The organism is Corticibacter populi, assembly GCF_004217315.1.
Taxonomy (GTDB): Bacteria; Pseudomonadota; Gammaproteobacteria; order Burkholderiales; family Burkholderiaceae_C; genus Lampropedia; species Lampropedia populi.
On the sequence record NZ_SGWR01000005.1, the window covers coordinates 46,786 to 61,740 of the forward strand.

Consider the following 14,955-nt stretch of genomic DNA (forward strand, 5'->3'; position numbering starts at 1 on the left):
CACGCCTTGAAAACATGCCAAGATTCCGAGCAAACGGCGCACCCACGCCATCTTCAGCCTCCCCCGGTGATATGCCCGTGGCCGAGCAGGCCGCTGCTTGGGTGGTCGCACTGGATGGTGAGCAGTGTCCCGGACAGCAGCGTGCATTCGAGCAATGGCTGCAGGCGTCGGAGTTGCATCGCAGTGCCTATGAACAGGCACTGCAGAACTGGCTGATGGCTGCGCAACTGCGGCAGATGCCTGAGCTGCTCGATGAGCTGATGCCCGAGTTGCCCATGCAAGTTTCAGATGGTCTTTCTGCCGGGCCAGTCGCGCAGCCGCACATGCCGGCGCGGACGCAGACACGGAAGCAGATGCACATGTCGACGACGGCGGAGCAGCCTTCGGCGTGGTCGTCCGCCTGGACAAGGCAGGTCCGCCGCGCGGGCATGCTGGCCACTCTGGCAGTGGCAGTGCTGGTGGGCGGGCTATTGTCCTGGTCCGGTGGCGATCCATACACGGCTGTGCTGGCCGACTATCGCAGCGCCACGGGCGAGATCCGCGACGTGCAGCTTTCTGATGGTTCCACCGTCCGGCTCGACTCGGCCAGCGCGATTGCCGTGCACTATGGCCAGGACCAGCGCCGCATTGAATTGCTCAAAGGCCGGGCCCTGTTCTTGGCGGCGCCGATTGGCGCTGCTGCAGCGGGAGGACGACCTTTTGTCGTGGCAACAGACGATGGCCGCACCCAGGCGCTGGGCACGCAATTCATCGTCGAGCGACTGGGCCGCCAGACCGTCGTCACCGGCGTCGAGCATCACATCGCGGTGGGCACCCATGGCATGCCGCTCGCCGACGCCGTCATTCTCGCGCCAGGACAGAGCGTGCGCTACGACGAAAATGGGCTGGGGCCGGTCGAAAGCATCCCGCTGGCCCAGGCGCAGTCCTGGGAGAAGGGCATGCTGCTGTTCGACGACGCACCGCTGCAGGAAGTGCTGGCGCAATTGGAGCGCTACCAGGGCGGACGCATCGTGCTCCGGGCCGAGGCGATGGCGCAGCGCCACGTCAGCGCCTCCGTGCCCGCGCAGGACATCAGGGCAGGCCTTGACGCCATTGCCGCCGAACTGGGCCTGCGTGTGCAGCACCTGCCGCTGCTGACGGTGTTGTACTGAGTGGGATGAGCCATGCATGCCAGGGCTTCCTGGCTTTTCTGGTGCATACGTCATTTAGTAATAAGAAAAAGAATAAAAAATAATCGCATTACTATTACTTTTTTGGATTTCATGGAACGTCTCCTAGGGTAGTTGCAAGAACAAGACTGCCAGCCGCGCAAGCACAAGCATGTACGCGGGGCAAGAACCCAGGAAGATCATTCATGAGCGAACCCATTCGCGCGGCGGGAGAACATGCGCTGCCACCAGAGTTTGCGGCGTTTGCTTCGCGCATGCCTCGCATGCCGCGCAAGCCATTGGCGGTTTTCGGGCGGCTCGGCTGCGCAACGCTGGCCCATGTCGTCATCGCGATGCTGGTTGCGGCCACGGCTACCGTTCGTGCACCGGCGGTGCGAGCGCAGTCAGCCACCCAGGTCGCCGTTGTCGCCGCAAGCCATGACTTCGCACTGCCAGCCTCGGACTTGAGCCAGGCTTTGCTGCAGGTGGGAGGCACCGCAGGCATCCGCGTGGTGTTCGACCCGCAATCGGTACAGGGTCTGCACACCATTGGAATCCAGGGACGCTTCACGGTCGAGGAGGCGCTGCAACGTCTTTTGCAGGGCACTGGTCTGGCGCATCGATACACCGATGGCGGCACCGTGGTGCTTGAACAGGCGGCGGGAGCTGGCAGGGCGGGGCAAGCGGCTGGCCAGGCGTCCGAGTCCCTGCCCGTCGATGGGGTGGTCGCCACGGCATCACTCAATGAAGTGGTCGTCACCGCCACACCGGATGACGACATCCTGACCAAGGACCAGACTTTTCAAGAGGCACGCTCGACCAGCGTCCTATCGCGCGACGACATCGAGCGTTTTCGCGGCACCTCGGTGGGCGACATCTTCAAGGGCAGCACCGGCGTGCTGGTGGGCGAAAACCGCAACAGCGGCGGCCTGGACATCAACATCCGCGGCATGCAGGGGCAGGGGCGCGTGCCCATCCTCGTCGACGGCGCGCGGCAGGAAACCACCGTCTATCGCGGGTACTCGGGCGTCAGCTCGCGCAGCTACATCGACCCCGATCTGATCGGCGGCATACAGATCGACAAGGGCCCCGTCATGTCGGCCGATGGCACGGGCGCCACAGGCGGCCTGGTGAGTATGCGCACCATCAATGCCGACGATATCGCCAAGCCCGGCAAGAGCTTCGGTTTGCGCCTCCGGGGTCAGGCCATTGGCAACACCACCGGCTCACCCATGGCGGCCGACACGCCCGCTGGCCTGCCGGCCGGTCTGTACTCCGGCAGCAGCAATGCCACTTACCGCACCGATTGCGCCACGCCCAGCCTCTGCTCCGGCCAGTACGCCCTGCCCACCGAGTGGGGCAACCCCGAGGGGCTGAACCGCCCCTCCACCTTCGATTTCAAGAACTGGGCAGGCAGCATCGCCGCTGCCAGGCGCTGGGAGAAGATCGACCTCGTGGCCGCCTACGCCCAGCGGCGCCAGGGCAACTACTATGCGGGCGAGCACGGTCCCGGGGCCTGGGTCGACACCGCCAGCCAGCGCAAGCTGCCCTTCTATACCGAGGTCTATCCCACAGTCGAGGGCGCCTCCGTCTTCCAGACCGGCGAACGCATTCCTGGCACCAACTTCGAGAGCAAGTCCGGCCTGCTCAAGGGCAAGCTGTTTCTGCCGGCCGACCAGGAACTGGAACTCAGCTACCTGCGCTACAGCAGCGTCTACAGCGAGATCATGCCCTCGCAGATCCTGCGGGCTCTTGGCACGTCCTATGTCACCCAGCCGCGCAACAGTGACGTAGTGGCCCAGACCTACACCAGTCGCTACCGCTGGAACCCGTATGACCGCCCGCTCGTCGATCTGCGCGTCAACCTCTGGCACACCCGCACCAAATCCACCAACAACAGCCCCAGCGACACCGAGGTCGGGCTCTACAACAACGACCTGGAGCAATACCGCCGTACCGGTTTCGACCTCAGCAACACCAGCACCGTGCGCCACCCCGGCAACTGGGGCGAGAGCCAGCTTCGTTATGGACTGGCCGTGCAGCGGGAAGACGTTGGCACCACCCAGCTGACCTATGACGTCCGCGACGCCGGGCGCGATGGCGACCGGCAGGAATACAGCGTGTTCGCGGCCTGGCAATACAAGCCCGTGCAAAGCATCACCTTCGATGCCGGCTTGCGCCATACCCGCTTCAAGTCCTTTGACGCCAAGGGCATCACCGTCTACGACTCCGAGAGTTCGTACTGCACCGACGCCGATGGCGACGGCGCCTGCGACACCCTTGCCAGCCGCAACAAGAAAAGCGGCACCGCACCCATCGTCAGCCTGAGTTGGGAGCCGGGCAACCGCGGTCTGCAGTTCTATGGCCGCTATGCCGAAGCCTACCGCATGCCCAGCCTGTTCGAGAGCACCAGCGGCTACTCCTTCACTACCCAGCCGGACATCAACCTCAGCCCCGAGCACGCCAGGAACAAGGAATTCGGCATCAACTACCTCAAGGACGGTGTGCTGCGCAGCAACGACAAGCTGCGCCTGAAGTTCGCCTACTTCCGCAACGACATCAGCGACTACCTCACCCGCACCACCGCCAACCTCTGGGAAGAGGGTGGCAGCACCAACTCGATCAGCACCGAGCTGGTCATGCGCAACATCCAGAGCGCCAGCTTCCACGGCCTGGAACTCTCCGGCTCCTACGACCTTGGCGCGGTGTTCACCGAATTCGGCGCCACCAAGTACAACAAGATCGAGGTCTGTCACGCGGGCAGCTACCGCGTCAACCCGTGCAACGACTACGGCATCGCCGGCAGCTACATCAACAACATGGTGCCGCCCAACTGGCACGGCAACCTCACGCTCGGCACGCGCCTGCTGCAGCGCAAGCTCACCCTGGGCGTGCGCGGCATCTTCATGGGCAAGCGCAATGCCGAGCCCGAATACAACAACGACACCTCGCGCAGCTTCCTGCGCGTCGTGCCCTGGCACTCCTACAAGGTGTTCGACTTCTTTGCCAGCTACAAGGTCAACGACAGCCTCAGCGTCGACTTCAACCTCGACAACTTCACCGACCGCTACTACATCGACGCGCTCAGCCTCGGCCTCATTCCCGCGCCCGGCCGCACTGCGCGCCTGAGCGCGACGCTGACGTTCTGAATGTGAATAGCTGCTGCGATGGCTAGCCGCACCACCGGATTTTTCATCAACCCGCCCACGCTCAACGGGCACTCATGCATAGGACATTCGCAATGAAGCTCTCTCTGCGCAACCTGATGGCAGGGCTGGGAACAGCCCTGTTCCTCGCCGCTTGCGGCGGCGGCGGGGATGACAGCCCCGCACCCACCGTCACTCCTCCCACGGCAGCCATCTCGGCCAGCGTCCAGAGCGTGCCGATCGGCACCGCCGTCACGCTCGACGGCAGTGGCAGCAGTACGCCCAATACCGGCAGCATCACCTATTCCTGGGCCCTGAGCAGCAAGCCCGATGACAGCGCGGTGGAACTCTCCGGCACCGCCGCCACCGTCAGCTTCACGCCGGATGTGGAAGGCGACTACGTGGCCGAGCTCACCGTCAACGATGGCACGGCCACCAACAGCACCAGTCAGACCATCAGCGCCACCAATCCGAGCCCTGTAGCCGTCATCAGCCCCGCGAGCGCCGCCGTGCTGTTGGGCAAAACCGTCACGCTCGACGGCAGCGGCAGCCGCCCGCCCACCGGCAAGGACGCCAGCGCCCTGACTTACCAGTGGACGCTGACCGAGCAGCCCGATGGCGACACCACCACTCTGGGCGATGCCACCGCATCCAGCATCAGTTTTCTGCCAGCTACCGTGGGCATCTATAGGCTCAGGCTGGTGGTCAGCTATGGAGACTTGACCAGCGAGGCCGGGGCCGAAGTCATCGTCAATGTCGCCAACAGCAGCCCGGTGGCTGTCGCCAAGATCAATGGCGAAGAGGTCACTGCCCTCACCGTGACCAGGGGCAGTACCGTCAGCCTGGATGGCAACGCCAGCAGTGACCCCGATGGAGACATCCTGCACTATCGCTGGTCCTTTCCTGCCATTCTGAGCAGCAAGCGCATTCCACGCGCGTCCAATGCGGAAATCAGCAACCACACCAGCGCCCAGGCCAGCTTCGTGGCCGATGCCGTGGGTACTTTTTATGTGGATTTCACGGTCTATGACCAGAGTGTTGCCACAACGAAGCAACTGACCATCACCGTTGTCAAGGCCGAGGCTGACACCAGCAACACCGCGCCAGTGGCCGTCATCGGACTCTGGGGAGAGGACATAGATAGCTTGGAATGTGAAACAGGCGGCATGGGGACGATATGGCCGTATTGCACCATCTACGCATCCCACTCCTATGACGTGGATGGCGGAACATGGACCTATGCTTGGAAGTACTGGAACAAGGAAGACACCGCCAAGGTGTATGAGGCGAGTGGCAGTACCATCAATGTGCCCGCGGCCACTGCCGGCACATGGAGGATCGAACTCACACTCACCGACGCCCAAGGTGCGACCGGTACGGACAGTGTTGATCTGATCATCAAGAACGGCGCCAACGTCGCACCCTCGGTGAGGGCCGCGGTTGAGCTTGCCAAGGTGCTGGTGGGCGATACCATCATCTTCGACGGCAGCGGCAGCAAAGACGACAACGACGACGAACTGACCTATCAGTGGACACTGCGTGACCGGCCCGATGGCAGTAACGCCGTATTGAACGCCAGCGGCTCCACCGCAACCGTGGTGGCCGACCAGCCCGGCATCTACAGTGCCGAATTGCTGGTGATCGACTCCAAGGGGGTGGCGAGCCGGAGCACTTCCACCAACTATTCAGTGGTCAATGTCTTTGCCAAAAAGACCAACAACCCGCCAGTGGTCGGCAGCCTGGGTTTATCGCAATATGGCAAGGCGGAAGGCCAGGTCAGGATCATTGCGGATGGCGCAACAACCGCTGGGACGAATCTGTACGCCAGCATATACGACCCGGATCAGGATACCCCGTTGTACTACGCGTGGACGGTTGCCAGCAGACCCGCAGGCAGTGCCGAAATAGCCGACTATTCCAGTTCGGTCGCCGTCACGGGCGGCTCGGCAACCGTTAATAGGGCATTTCCGTCGCTGATCGCGGGTGATTATGAAGTGGAGTTTCTCCTCAGCGATGGCGTGGAAACCAGCGCGGAATCGTTCACGCTCAGCGTGGTTCCACGCGAAAACTATCCAACCCTTTTGCTTGAGTACGCAGGTGTTCTCGGAGACGTGGTCAACCCGCCTGCAGATACCGCGGAATGGCTTCAGGCATTTTTACCAATCCGTAAATCCGGCGGTGTGTATGCAGTGGACGGCAGCACCAGCACCACCTCGATTGTTGCTTGGTATCGCCTGACGGCTTTCGACCAGGATTACACGATTACCGTGCAGGACAACTCCAGTGGCATTGTGACCCTGGTGCGAGGAGTGTCAGACGGTCAAATCATCCGCAAAGGCGAGTCGGTGATTTTCAGTGTCGCTTATGAGACGGAGCCGGCTTCCGCGTATGAGTTGAATGTGGTGGTGGGGGTCAAGGAAAGGGAAAGCCATTTCGTTTCCTGGATACAGACCGGCGCCGGAAGTGAATAAATACCGGGCTTGATTCCTTGCACGTGATATATCCCTCTCTCCGAATGGGGGGAAGGGCTTCCCTCAGGGTTTTGGCAGATGAGCAGAACCGTGAGGAAAATCTTCGATTTCACCTCCGTTATTCAGGGCCAAGCTCGGAATCCATTGTCAGTATTTCCAGATGGCCTTTGAGGCCTCGGTCGTGCCACTGGTTCCTGCCTGCTTGGGAATGACGGGAGATCAGCGGGAATGCGGGGAGTGTTCGCAGGCATGCCCGTATGAAATGGGTCTGATCGGCTCTTTGGGTGCAGGCACAGGCTGTTTGTCCCCGATCCGGGGCGCGGACGCGTGGGGTTTGGGGGGATGCGATCTCGGTCACGGCATTTGGCATGGCGGGAGACGGACACCGTATCCTTCCATCTCCATACGGATCCAGGGATTTTTTTGGTCTTCCCCAGTTTTTTGTCAGGGAGTGTAAATCCAGATAGATATTTTTGAAATACGCATATGGCAGTTCAGCCAGTCAATGACAGCGGAATGAATCATTTGTGTTGAATTGATGATGAAATTGATATGAAAAATCCTTTGCAATGCAAAGGCGTGGAATTTTTGTTTTTAATATCTGGCATATCAGTCGGAGGGGATTAATCATTCTTCCAAATAATATTGGCACTATTATCATGGGTAATTTGGATTGCTTGGAAAAATGAGAATTTTCTGAAATCATGGCGCCGTCCCCAACAAAAGGCGCAAGCTTGGCGGTAGGGACATTTCAAGCAAACCGTGTGCCATGCACACAATTCCCTTTGTCAAGGAGTTCCATATGAAGAAGACAGTCATTGCTACCGCACTGCTGGCCGTCGTAGGCGTTGCCAGCGCATTTGACTCCGTCGGTGAGACGACGAAGTCCTTTCTGAATGTCGGCGGATCGACTTTCGCGGACACCCATTTCCATGGGCCCAATGGCGCGCCGGGCGTCGGATTTGCTGATTACGTCATCAGCCTGAGCAGCATTTCGTTCTCCGCGCTGCAAGTAGGCTCGGAGTCTGGGTTCAACCGCTACCAGTTGCTGGGTTACACCCATCCGGGTGTTGATGGCATCGAGAACTACAACTTCAACTGGGCGCAGGTGCCGACCGGCAACCAGGAAGTGTATTTCGGCCTGGTCACCAACACCGACAGCAGCGACACCGCCGCCTTCTACGTGGGCGATCGCACGGGCTGGGCCATCCCGACCAGCAACACCAGCTACACCACGGTGGCGCTGGTTGAGACGACTGGCAACGGCAGTTCCCCTGCCGTGCTGCAAGGTACGCTGAATCTGGTCAATGGCAATCTGAATACCGCTGGCGCGGGCCTGACGGATGGCACCAACACCCTGGTGATCAATACCGCTGTGAATGCGGGCGCCGGTACGTTCAGCGGTACTTCTGCCTACAACAGCGATTCCGGTACTGCTAGCGGAGCTTTCTTCGGCAGTGGCTCCAGCAGTGCCGTGGCGGGTGTTGCCGATGGTGGTTCCGCCTACCAGGCAGCCTTCGGCGGCATTGCGCAATAAGCCGAGCTGACGCCAGTCAATAACAACAAATCCATATAGCCACATAGAAGTGAAGCCAGTTGAACCATGATGATCCTTGGAACCTGCCTGCGGGCAGGTTCTTTCACATGAACGTTTGGCGCGCTCTGCCATGAACAGTCTGTTTTTCGCTGCCCGTTGTTTGGCCCGTGCGGCAGTTTGGCGCGGACATGCAGTGTTCATCGCAGAGCGTGGCGGGCGACAAGCCCTGTGATTGCCATGAATTTCATCTCCATTCTTGTCTCGTCTGCCTTGCGCAGGTGGCGTGACTGGGCCTTTGGCCCAATGCTGTTGCCTTTGCCTCGTCATTTCGGGTTTGACCCGGCATGCAGTGGCGCCGTGTGCATTGGTCGCCGTTTCCTTCAGCGCCACAATCGGGCCACCTGGATTCCCGCCTTCGCCGGAATGACGGTGGAAGGTGCGGGGAAAGGTTCGGAAATGGCCGGGGAATGTGCGCGAATGACGGGGACGTTTTTGAGCAAAGCCGCAGGGGCTATTGGCCTGGCTGGCTGGCTGGCTTTCACAAGCCCTGCGGCACATGCGCAGCAGGATACGGCCGACCGGCTCTGGCAGGGCTCGGAGCAGCAGTCCCAGCAGTTGCGCCAGCAGGCGGCGCCCGGGCCCGACGAGGAAGAAGACGAGACGGTCAGCGAATCCTACCGGCAGGCGCTGGAAGCCATGACGCAAAGCCCGCGCACGCGCCTGCAGCGGCTGATGCTGGAAGTGCTGGGCGCGGTGAACCGCCGCGACTGGTTCGGCGCGGACCGGTCGTTGCGCCAGTACCAGCAGGTGCCGCAGCATGATCCGGCGCTGGCCGTTTTCGTCGATGCCAGCCGCGCCGCCGCCGAGGGTGATTTGGCCCGCGCCATCGAGGGCTACCGCGAGGTGATGCGCAGCAACCCGCAGTTCGTGCGCGGCGAGTTGGACCTGGCCCGCGCGCTGTATGCCGATGGCCGCCTGCGCGATGCCCGCGAGGTGTACGCGCACCTCAAGGGCCAGCAGGTGCCGCCGGTGATTGCCCGGCACGTGGATGAATCGCTGGCGAACATTGCGCGGCGCACGCGCTGGCAGTTGAACCTGTCGCTGGCGCTGGTGCATGAGGACAACCTGAATAGTGCCTCGACGGTGGTCGAGCAGTGCGCGTGGGTTCTTCAAGGGGTTTGCCTGCGGAACAACCCGGGCCACGAGATCCATGGCACGGGTCTGAACTTCGAGGCCACCATCAACAAACTGTGGCCGCTGGCGGGCAATCATGCGGTGATGCTGCGCAGCATCAACTACGGCAACACCTACCGGGAGGAGGGGGACTACGACAACCTGGTCTCCACCACGTACCTGGGCTACCAGTACGGCTCGGCCCGCAACCAGCTCCAACTGCTGCCGCTGTTCGAGTTCAACCGGGAGTATGGCGAGAAGATCTACCACGCCTTTGGCGCGCGCGCGAGCTTTCGCCGGCAGTTGACGGCGCGTGCCCAGGTCGAGGCGAGCTACGAGTACAAGGTACGCAATTTCTCGCGCGACTACCAGACGCTGGAGGGCAATTTCACCGGCCTGAGCCTGTTTGCCAACTACGCCGTCAAGCCCGATCTCGTGGCCTATGGCGGCTTGTACTGGCGCGACAACGAGGCGCAGCAGTCTGTTTACTCCTACCGCGAGAAGGTGGCCCGGCTGGGCGTCTACAAATCCTTTGCCGGGCAGGCCACCTTGAACGTGGCCTACGGCCACCGCCTGAAGGTGGCGGAAGCCCGCAATGCCATTTTTGGCGGCAGGCGCCAGCGTGACCATGAGAACAGCCTCTACGTGCAGGCCACCTTCCCGAGCCTGCAGTGGCAGGGCTTGACGCCGGCCGTCAGCTACGAACACCGTCGCAACAACAGCACCATTCCCCATGCGTACAACTACCGCAAGAATCGCGTCACGCTGGGCTTCAACAAGGTGTTTTGATGCCTTTGGGGGCGGACAGCCTTCCGTTTTTCCGTTTTTCATTGACCTCCTGAAGATTCAAGATCCATCACCATGAGCACACAACAGGCCCACCACCATCATCATCACCATGCCGGATTCGCGGCGGCTGGCCGCCGCGCGGCCCTCAAGGAAGCGACACGCGGCGTTCATGAAAAGCTGGACCGCCGCATCATGGCGTTCAACCCGTTCGCCGACCGCCAGCGCTACCAGGCCTTTTTGCTGACCCAGTACCGTCTGCACCGCGATGTCGAGGCCTTCTACGTGGCGCCGCAGCTCAATGCCGCGCTGCCGCAACTGGCCGAGCGCAGCCGGCTGGCGCTGGTAGAGCTGGACCTGCACGACCTGGGCGTGGCGCTGCCGCTGCCCGGCCTGCCCGAGCCGCGTTTCGCCGCCGGGAAGGATGTGGACGTCGCCACTGCGCTGGGCTGGCTGTATGCGGTCGAGGGCTCCAACATTGGCGCGGCCTTCCTGCTCAAGGCGGCTGCGGCGCTGGAACTCGGTGGCGGGTTCGGCGCGCGCCACCTCGCGCCGCACCCCGATGGCCGGGCCGCGCACTGGCGCGACTTCATCGCGCAGTTCGACGATGTGGCGCTTCCGGCAGCCGATGAGGCGCGCTGCGTCGAGGGTGCGAACGCGGCCTTTGCGCAGGCGCTGGGCTATGTGGAACAGTACTGCGCGCTGCCGGCCGATGGCGTGCGGGCCTGAATCGGGAGGCCCGCCCGTGCGCAATGCCCGCCTCATCCGTTCCGGTTTTCGATTCCTCCTCCGATTCCGGTCCACGCCGCGTTGGCAACGGCTTGTGGCGGCTTTGCTGCTGGCCATTGCTGCCGCTACGGGCTTGGGATCCGGTATGGCGCTGGCTGCCGCCGATGATGCCGCGGCCGGCCAGCGGCAATGGCAAAGCCTGTACGCGCGGGCGCAGGATGCCTATGGCAGGCGCGACTGGACGGGCGCCGAGCAGGCCGCTCGGCAGGCATTGGCGCAGGCCCGTGCCGGCCAGGGTCAGACCGGCCCTTTTGTGGCCAGCAGCCAGAACATCCTGGCGCTGAGCCTGCAGCGCCAGGGGCGGCTCCAGGAGGCGGCCGAACTGCTCGGCGAAGCCTTGGAGACCAGCCGGCAGACGCTGGGCCGGCATGCCAACACCGCCTCGCTGGCCTTTAACCTGGGCAGCGTGCAGGAAGAGCTGGGGCCAGGGCAAACTGCAGACCAGCAGCATGCGCTGGCCAGCTATGAACAGGCCTTGCGGATTGCCGACGCACTGCCCGGCGACACGGCGGCCACCCAGGTGGGACAGCAGGCGCTGGCGGCATTGGGCCGCCTGCATGCAGAGCGTGGCGAGGCGCAGCGCGCCGATGCCTACAACCGCCGCCTGTTGCAGTCGCAGGCCAGCCTGCCGCCAGATCTGCGCGCCGATGCGCTGCTGCGCCAGGGCATGGCGTTGACGCAACAGGGCCAGTGGTCCGAGGCGCAGGCCGCGCTCGAAGAGAGCCTGCAGCTGTTCGAGGCCGCGCACGGCGCGCGGGATGCGGCTGTGGTGCCGGCATTGACTGCACTGGCGAATCTGCACCACGCCAGCGGCCAGCATGAGCGGGCCGTGCCGCTGCACCAGCGGGCGATGGACATCCTGCGGCAGCAGACGGTGCAAGGGGGGGCGCAGGAGGCGGTCCTGGCCGGGCACCTCAACGAACTGGCCTTGTGGCAGTTGCAGGACAGGCAGTTCGAGCCAGCCCGCGCAGGCTTCGAGGAGGTGCTGGCGCTGCTGGAGCGGCAGAATGGCGATGCGAAGACGGCGGGCGAGAAGACCCTGGCGCGGGCGGACGTCGTCGGCAATCTGGCGCAACTCGAAGGGCAGGCCGGGCAGGACGATGTATCCAGGGATCTGCACCGCCAGGCCTTGGCGCTGTACCGCGCCGCGCCACAGGGCCTGCCGGCGCAGTTGGGGCAGGCGCGCAGCCTGAACTTTCTGGCGGCTTTCGACTATCGCCGCAGGCGCTTTGCGGAGGCCGAACCGCAATTCCTGCAGGCGCTGGCGCTGATGGAGCAGGCGCTGGGCACGGCGGACGAGCGGCTGCTGCCGGTGTTGCAGAACCTGGAGGCGCTGTACCTGAGCCAGGGCCGGGCCGAGCAGGCCAGGCCGTACCAGTTGCGGGTGCATGAGCTGCAGCGCAAGCAGCAAGCCGGGCAGCAGGCTGGGGATGCGGCTGGTACGGCAGGGCCATGAACGACGAGCAACGCGAGGACAGGGCGCATGTGGCGGCAGTCCGCCCCGGACTGCCGCAGCAGCCATTGGCGCGCTCGCGCCTGCTGCGTGCCGTCTGGCTGACCGTGGCGGTGCTGAGCCTGGGCGTGGCCTGCGTGGGCGTGGTGGTGCCTGGGCTGCCGAGCACGGAGTTCGTGCTGCTGTCTGCCTGGGCGGGGGCGCGCGGCTCGAGCCGGTTCCACAGCTGGCTGCTGAGGCACCGGCTGTTCGGGCCAATGCTGCGCAACTGGCGCGATGGCAGAAAGGTCAGCCGGCGTGCCAAGTGGGCAGCGAGCGTGTCGATGCTGTTGTGCTCATGGCTGATGCTGTGGACGATCCCGCACCGGGTGCCGGTGTGGATCGCCATCGGCTGCATGGCGGGGGTACAGTTCTGGCTCTGGCGCAGGCCCGAGCCTTGAGCCTCGGGTCTTGCGCCGGGCCGATGTTGCGGAAACCATCAGGTGTCGCCGACCACGGTACGGGCCAAGCGCAAAAGATGGCCGGAGTGCCAGGCCTGAGGCGTTCGCGAGGCCCTGGCGTGCAAACACCTTGCGGTGAGCAGGCTTGATGGAAATGCTATAAATCGGGCCCTATAACACCTCAACCCGTCCTGCGCCGGCCCTATCGGGGCGTGGGAAGCCGCCCGGCGGCGCCAGAGACGGGGATTACCACGATGGCTGGAAGTGCCGCAGCAGACATGCCACATGCCTGCTGCGGCACTGATCGAAACCGCAGAAAGGTTGCAGGCCATCCATGTTTGATTCTCTCTCTGACCGCGCTTCGCCGGGGTGGGGCGCGCATACGCCGCACCGGCAGATCGCCAAGCCATCCGTCGAGAGCCGCCGAGGCGACGCCGCCGGAACGGACGCTTCGGCCGATACCTGGTTGGGTATCGACATTCATTGGCTCTACGGCACCTTGCTCCAGGCGCTGCTCAAGAAGACCCAATGCCCGCATCAGGCCGGAGATGTGCTGCATGACGCGCTGATCCGCTACGCGTCCACGGCCATGCGCAAGCCGGTCGGGCAGCCCCATGCGTATCTTTGGCGCGTTGCCGAATCGGCGCTGATCGATCAGCACCGGCGGGCCAGGCGCTTCGTGCCACTGCCGGAACTGCAGGAGGGCGAGGACGGCTGCGCCTCCGAGCTGCAGGATACGGCGCAGCCATCCATGGAAACGCTGATGCATTTGCGCCAGCGTCTCGAGCATTTGCAGAAGCTCTTCGATTGCCTTCCGCCCCGTTGTCGCGAGACATTCTGGATGTTGCGCGTCGAGGGCTACAGCCAGGCGGAGATCGCCGAGCGTCTGGGCATCAGCATCAAGACCGTCGAGGGACATGTGGCGCGGGCGCTGCTGCAGCTCGTCGCATGGCGCGAGGCACACCGGGACGCATTGCCATGAACAGCAGCAAGGTTCACAGGGAGGCGGCGCAATGGTTTGCCCACATGCAGAACGTGGCGCAGGACGATGTCTCGGAGCGAGCCCGCTTCGAGCGGTGGTTGCTGGCCCATCCGATGCACACGGCTGCCTACCAGCGGCTGGCGCTGATCTGGGAGGATTTCGATTCGCCGCAGCGCCTGGCCTCCCTGGCGTCTGCCGCCGCGTATGGGCAGGGCGTTGCCCGGCGCTCGCGCCGCAAGGCCATCAAGGGGGGGCTGGTGGGCGCGGTCGCTGTGCTCGGCGTCGGCACCGTAGGTTGGCGCGTGTTGCAGCATGGTGGTGCGCCGGACTACCACGCCACATTGCATGTGCCGGCCGGCCAGGCGGCGAGCGTGCATACGCTGCCCGATGGCAGCCGTGTCACGCTCGGGGCCGCCACGCGCCTGAGCATCCGCTACGAACGCGATGCGCGGATCATCGAGTTGCACCAGGGCGTGGCCGCTTTCGAGGTGCAGGCCGACGCCTTGCGCCCGTTCGTGGTGAACGGGGAGTACACCAGGGTCACGGTGCTGGGTACGTATTTCGTGGTCGACCGGCTCACCGATACGCTCACCCGGGTCAGCGTTGAACGCGGCAGGGTGCGGGTGGCGCGCATGCGGCCATGGTTCGGCAAGCGCTTCTGGCAGGAACGGGAGCACTGGATACTGGGGGCCGGCGAGGTCATTGACGTGCGCGAGCAGGGCGGCGAGCGGCAGGACATTCCCGCTACCGACGGCTTCGCCTGGCAACGCAATGCGCTGGTGTTCTCCGGCGCGACCCTGCAGGAGCTTGCGACGCGCCTGAGCCGCTATAGCCGCCGGCCGGTGCTGGCGCCGCAGGAGCGGCGAGGCAATGGGCCGGTGCCGCGGATCGTCGCGGTGGTGCAGTTCGGCGACATCGAGCAGTTCATCGACCGGCTGCCCGCGCTGGCTGCGGTCGATGTCGAGCAGGACGATGCCGCCGTCTACCTGTATCCGCGCTGAACGCCCTGGATCAATTGTCAAAACGAATG

The 14,955-nt window shown here is 63.6% G+C and carries 10 protein-coding genes; all 10 read left to right on the forward strand.

What is annotated here, in order from left to right:
- Positions 1-71 precede the first annotated feature (71 nt).
- The 10 genes from EV687_RS16790 to EV687_RS16835 all read left to right on the forward strand — a co-directional run bounded on the left by EV687_RS16790 (position 72) and on the right by EV687_RS16835 (position 14,926).
- Positions 72-1,151 (forward strand): FecR family protein, encoded by a 1,080-nt coding sequence (locus EV687_RS16790; protein ID WP_165392837.1) that lies wholly within the window; start codon positions 72-74, stop codon positions 1,149-1,151.
- Between the two features lie 203 nt (positions 1,152-1,354).
- Positions 1,355-4,297, forward strand: coding sequence for a TonB-dependent receptor (locus EV687_RS16795; protein ID WP_122231351.1), 2,943 nt, complete (start codon positions 1,355-1,357; stop codon positions 4,295-4,297).
- A 92-nt stretch (positions 4,298-4,389) separates the two neighbouring features.
- On the forward strand, positions 4,390-6,765 hold the full coding sequence (locus EV687_RS16800) for a PKD domain-containing protein (RefSeq protein WP_122231353.1): 2,376 nt from the start codon (positions 4,390-4,392) through the stop codon (positions 6,763-6,765).
- An 802-nt stretch (positions 6,766-7,567) separates the two neighbouring features.
- The gene (locus EV687_RS16805) at positions 7,568-8,302 is read left to right on the forward strand and encodes a HupA family protein (protein ID WP_122231355.1); all 735 of its coding nucleotides are present in this window, start codon (positions 7,568-7,570) and stop codon (positions 8,300-8,302) included.
- Positions 8,303-8,794: 492 nt separating this feature from the next.
- Positions 8,795-10,264 carry a surface lipoprotein assembly modifier gene (locus tag EV687_RS16810; RefSeq protein ID WP_162846661.1) on the forward strand — a complete coding sequence of 490 codons (1,470 nt, stop codon included), beginning with the start codon at positions 8,795-8,797 and terminating at the stop codon, positions 10,262-10,264.
- Positions 10,265-10,336: 72 nt separating this feature from the next.
- Entirely contained in the window at positions 10,337-10,990 is a 654-nt protein-coding gene (locus EV687_RS16815; RefSeq protein ID WP_122231359.1) for a biliverdin-producing heme oxygenase, read from the forward strand.
- 145 nt (positions 10,991-11,135) lie between these two features.
- Positions 11,136-12,506: a tetratricopeptide repeat protein gene (locus EV687_RS16820; protein WP_162846662.1), complete on the forward strand. Its 1,371-nt coding sequence runs from the start codon at positions 11,136-11,138 to the stop codon at positions 12,504-12,506.
- Entirely contained in the window at positions 12,503-12,943 is a 441-nt protein-coding gene (locus tag EV687_RS16825) for a YbaN family protein (RefSeq protein WP_122231363.1), read from the forward strand. Before EV687_RS16820 ends, EV687_RS16825 begins: the two co-directional genes overlap by 4 nt.
- A gap of 334 nt (positions 12,944-13,277) precedes the next feature.
- The gene (locus tag EV687_RS16830) at positions 13,278-13,925 is read left to right on the forward strand and encodes an RNA polymerase sigma factor (protein WP_122231365.1); all 648 of its coding nucleotides are present in this window, start codon (positions 13,278-13,280) and stop codon (positions 13,923-13,925) included.
- A complete protein-coding gene (locus EV687_RS16835; protein ID WP_162846663.1) occupies positions 13,922-14,926 on the forward strand; it encodes a FecR family protein in 1,005 nt (334 codons plus the stop codon). Before EV687_RS16830 ends, EV687_RS16835 begins: the two co-directional genes overlap by 4 nt.
- Positions 14,927-14,955 lie beyond the last annotated feature (29 nt).